This is a genomic window from bacterium, assembly GCA_040757115.1.
Lineage (GTDB): Bacteria > UBA9089 > CG2-30-40-21 > CG2-30-40-21 > SBAY01 > JBFLXS01.
Window position 1 is genome coordinate 1 of record JBFLYA010000285.1, and the last position, 4,439, is coordinate 4,439.

Annotated in this window: 4 protein-coding genes; 3 read left to right on the forward strand and 1 reads right to left on the reverse strand. The window is 36.3% G+C overall.

Features of this window, described 5'->3' with window-relative positions; translation table 11 throughout:
• Positions 1-252: 252 nt before the first annotated feature.
• Positions 253-693: a division/cell wall cluster transcriptional repressor MraZ gene (mraZ, locus tag AB1422_17110; protein MEW6621023.1), complete on the reverse strand. Its 441-nt coding sequence runs from the start codon at positions 691-693 to the stop codon at positions 253-255.
• 502 nt (positions 694-1,195) lie between these two features.
• Between mraZ and aroA the strand changes: the two genes are divergently transcribed.
• From aroA to AB1422_17125, 3 genes are all read left to right on the forward strand, one after another.
• Complete coding sequence (gene aroA / locus AB1422_17115) at positions 1,196-2,503, forward strand: 3-phosphoshikimate 1-carboxyvinyltransferase (GenBank protein ID MEW6621024.1); 1,308 nt, start codon at positions 1,196-1,198, stop codon at positions 2,501-2,503.
• A 118-nt stretch (positions 2,504-2,621) separates the two neighbouring features.
• Positions 2,622-2,792 (forward strand): hypothetical protein, encoded by a 171-nt coding sequence (locus AB1422_17120; protein MEW6621025.1) that lies wholly within the window; start codon positions 2,622-2,624, stop codon positions 2,790-2,792.
• A 91-nt stretch (positions 2,793-2,883) separates the two neighbouring features.
• Positions 2,884-4,170, forward strand: a complete 1,287-nt coding sequence (locus AB1422_17125) for a homoserine dehydrogenase (protein MEW6621026.1) — start codon at positions 2,884-2,886, stop codon at positions 4,168-4,170.
• The last annotated feature ends 269 nt before the right edge of the window (positions 4,171-4,439 follow it).

Consider the following 4,439-nt stretch of genomic DNA (forward strand, 5'->3'; position numbering starts at 1 on the left):
TTACTCATATTGTTTGGAATTTTGAATTTTGGTCATTGGAATTTATTTGTATTTTGGAATTTGTGATTTGGAATTTTGCCACTCACTCCGCTCTCCTGCAATCTCTAATCTCCCGTTTATAGTTTATTCTTGCTTACCTCATCTTGTTACCCAACTTGTGGGTAAGGATTAAATCCCCGCCAGCGGGGGACAACGGCCAATCAATCACTTGAATGGCGACAGAGCACTAGATATTCTTCCCTCACTACTTTCTTAAATTCCCAGGTCTAAATTTTCGACATTTTCTTCATAAGTTTGCGAGATAGATTTGTAATGTTCTGTCCAGACATCCTTATCCCATATCTCCATTTTTTCTATAAGTCCAATAATAATTATTTCTTTGGTTAAATTAGCCAGCTGGCGAAGTTTTGGAGGAATATTAAGCCTTCCTTGCTCATCTATTGAACATTCCATAGCATCTGCACAAAATTTACGAATAAAATTCCGCACCTCTTTCTTGCCCGTAGGTATTTCTTTAATCTTTTCTAATGTCTTAAACCATTCATCCGGAGGATAAGCCGATAAACAATTTCCCACTCCAGAAGTAATAATTATCTTCTTTATTCCCTTTTCCTCCAGGACCCGCCGATATGAAGCCGGCATAATCACCCGACCTTTTTCATCTATGGTATGAGAATATTCCCCGACGAACATTTTCCCATTTTCCTCCACTTTGCTCCAATGTTTTACTATTTTATACCTACGCGTATATTTTTGTCAAGTATTTTTTTAAAATTTTTTTAATTTTTTTTAGCACCATAAAATAATGTGTATCCAAAGTTAATCTCCTACAATATCCAGTGGTTATGTAAAGAGAAAAATGGGGTTTGATGGAAAAGTGTAAATTTTTAATTGACATTTTAGTTATAAATGGGATATAATACAATAGTAACCGTTCAGGTATAGATAAAAATATGTTCCTATAACTCAAATCTCAAAACGCAAAGCTCAAAACTACAATTTAAAACTAAAGACTAAAAACATCTCCATCAGTCACAATAAATCTCAATGAATCTATTAGTTTTAAGGTTTTGAGATGAGGTTTTGAGTTTTGACATTTGAGTTTTGAGTTAATATTGTATAGTCTAATGGACACGGCTGAACGGTTACATACAGTAAAGAATGAACTGTAACCACTTTCACTGACTGAGGATTTATGAGATATTTAGAAATTACACCGACAAATAAATTAAGAGGAACAATTACCGTTGCGGGAGACAAGTCTATTTCCCATCGGGCAGTGATGCTTGGTGCTCTGGCTCAAGGCAAGACTACGGTTGAAGGTTTTTTGTTAGGAGAGGATTGCTTAAATACCATTAAGGCATTTCAATCACTCGGCATAGAGATAGAAAGAGATAATACCTGTTTAACTATTTTTGGTCAGGGACTAAATGGTTTACAAAAACCCGGTGGGTTAATTGATGTTGGTAATTCAGGGACAACAATGAGATTACTCCTGGGGGTATTGGCAGGGCAGAGATTTGATAGTTGTTTGACTGGTGATGAATCGATAAAAAGGCGGCCGATGCGTCGTGTGATTGAGCCACTGTCACAAATGGGAGCAAAAATTGAAGCAAAAGAAGGCAATTTTGCACCACTGACAATTTTTGGGAATCCTGGCCTTAAGCCAATTCGGTATCTTTTACCTGTTGCCTCGGCTCAGGTAAAATCTGCTATTTTGTTAGCCGGGCTTTTTACCGACGGCGTTACGACGGTCATAGAACCAATGTCTTCACGCGACCATACCGAGCGGATGTTAAATTTCTTTGGGGCACAAATTATAAAAGATGATTTCAGTATTTCTATTACAGGTAATGTTCCGTTAAGAGGCGGAAGGCAGATTAAAATACCAGGTGATATTTCCTCAGCGGCATTTTTTATCGTTGCGGCTTGCTTAGTTAAAGATGCAAAGATAAGACTTTTGAATGTTGGCGTTAATCCTACTCGAATAGGGATAATCGATGTCTTGAAAAAAATGGGCGCTAATATCACCATTGAAAATCAACAACTGGTCTGTGGTGAACCTGTAGCAAATATTCTTATTAAATCAAGTCCCTTGAGAGCCACTTCAATTGCCGGAGCAATGATTCCAAAATTAATTGATGAACTCCCTATTCTAAGTGTCGCAAGTTGTTTAGCCACTGGTAGAACTGAAATTCGGGAGGCAAAAGAATTACGAGTCAAAGAAACAGACCGAATAAAATCTATGACCACTGAATTAAATAAAATGGGAGCAAAGGTTATTGAGGTAGAAGATGGACTAATCATTGAGGGTGTCCAGAGACTCACTGGAGCAGAGGTAGAATCTTATGGTGACCATCGCACCGCAATGTCCTTAGCCATCGCCGGCTTAGTTGCTCATGGTAAAACTAAAATCAATAATATAGATTGTATCCAGACATCATTTCCGGAATTTGAGCAGATATTGAACCTGTGGGTTCAGACCTCGAAAGCAGAATTATAAGGGAAAAGGGAAAAAACAGGGAAAAATGGGAAAAGAAAAAATGGAATCACTTTTACCCTTTTCCCCAGTTTTCCATTTTCCCTTTATTACACACTGTTCACTTACAAAATCTTAATTTATGCCGTTGTTGAGTATAGTAGAGAAAAATGGCTGGATTTATATCATTCGATTTAAGGAAGGTAGTATCCCCAGTGTTTATAAGGAATTTCAGAATTTGCTCCAGATTAGTCCGGAAAATAAAAGGTACCTATCAACTATCAACCATCAACCATCAACGATTGTCAGGTAATTCTTCCTGAAAACTAAAAATTTAACTTGACTTATAAAATAGATTATTGTATACTGGGCTTAAAATGTTTCAGATTTGAGAAGGAAGGAAAATGAAAAAGAAACAAATACATATTGGTCTATTAGGATTTGGAACTGTTGGAAGTGGTGTTATTAAAATTCTCCAAGAAAAGGCAGAATTGTTTGAAGAACAATTAGGATTAAAACTAATTTTAAAAAAAATTGTAGATAAGGATATTACCACTAAAAGAGATGTCGAGGTTAATCCCTCTATTTTGAGCACAAATCTTGAGGATATATTAAAAGACCCGGAGATTGATATAGTCATTGAGCTAATTGGTGGCTATGAACCAGCAAGGACTTTTATTTTGACAGCATTACAAGAGGGGAAAAATGTCGTCACGGCTAATAAAGCCCTTTTAGCTAAATATTGGGAGGAGCTATTTTTAGCCTCAAATAAATATAGCGCCAGCATAGGTTTTGAGGCATCTGTGGGAAGTGGCATACCACTTATCTTATCTATTCGGCAGGGATTGATTGCTAATAAAATTACATCAATTTTTGGAATTATCAATGGTACCTGTAATTATATCCTGAACAAAATGGCACAAGAAGATAAGGAATTCAATCAAGCACTAAAAGAGGCAAAAAATGCAGGGTATGCTGAAACAGACCCTACTTTAGATATAGAAGGAAAAGATACATCACATAAATTAGCTATCCTGACTTCACTCGCTTTTGGTCAGTGGATAGGTGATGAAAATATCTACACAGAAGGTATCACCAGAATTACTAAAAAAGATATTCTTTATGCCCGGGAATTAGGCTATGCTATCAAATTGTTAGGCATTGCCAAGATAGTCCAGGATAAAATAGAGGTGCGAACACATCCCACGATGATTCCTGAAAAACATTTATTATCTGATGTAAATGGGGTATATAACGCCATTTATATTGAAGGAGATTTGACCGGTCCCCTTATCTTTTATGGTCAAGGAGCTGGTAAGTTGCCAACCTCATCTGCAATCATAAGTGACCTCATAAATATAATTCGCGGCTCAAATAATAAAGGGGATATTTACTCAATTCCAAACCATAAATTGGAAATAAAGGCTATGGAGGAGGTGAAATCAAAATATTATATAAGATTTTCCGCACTTGATAGACCAGGGGTATTAGCGGCTATATCAGGCATTTTGGGCGAGTATCGAATTAGCATTGCCTCTGTCATTCAAAAAGAACGAGGCGATGTTGTTTCAATTATTATGCTTACACATGAGGCAAAAGAAGGGGATATGAAAAACGCCATTAAAAGGATTGATAAACTAAATACAATTAAAGGGAAAAGTTTGATTATTCGAGTTGAGGAAATGGAGTAAGGAGTTTTGGATTTTTTCCAATCCGCAATCCAAAATCGTAACCGTTCAGGTGGTAATTTACCGCAGAGACGCAAGAGTTCGCAGAGACATAGAAATAAATTGTACCTGTTTAGCGTGGTCAGAGAGCACAAATGAATGGTAGTGACTTAGTGCGAAACCACTTCAAACACAACAAGTTGTGTAATACAAAATCAAAAATTAAATATTAAAATGCAAAATGACATATCAAATATCATATCAAAAATCAAAGAGCAAATATCAAAATTAAG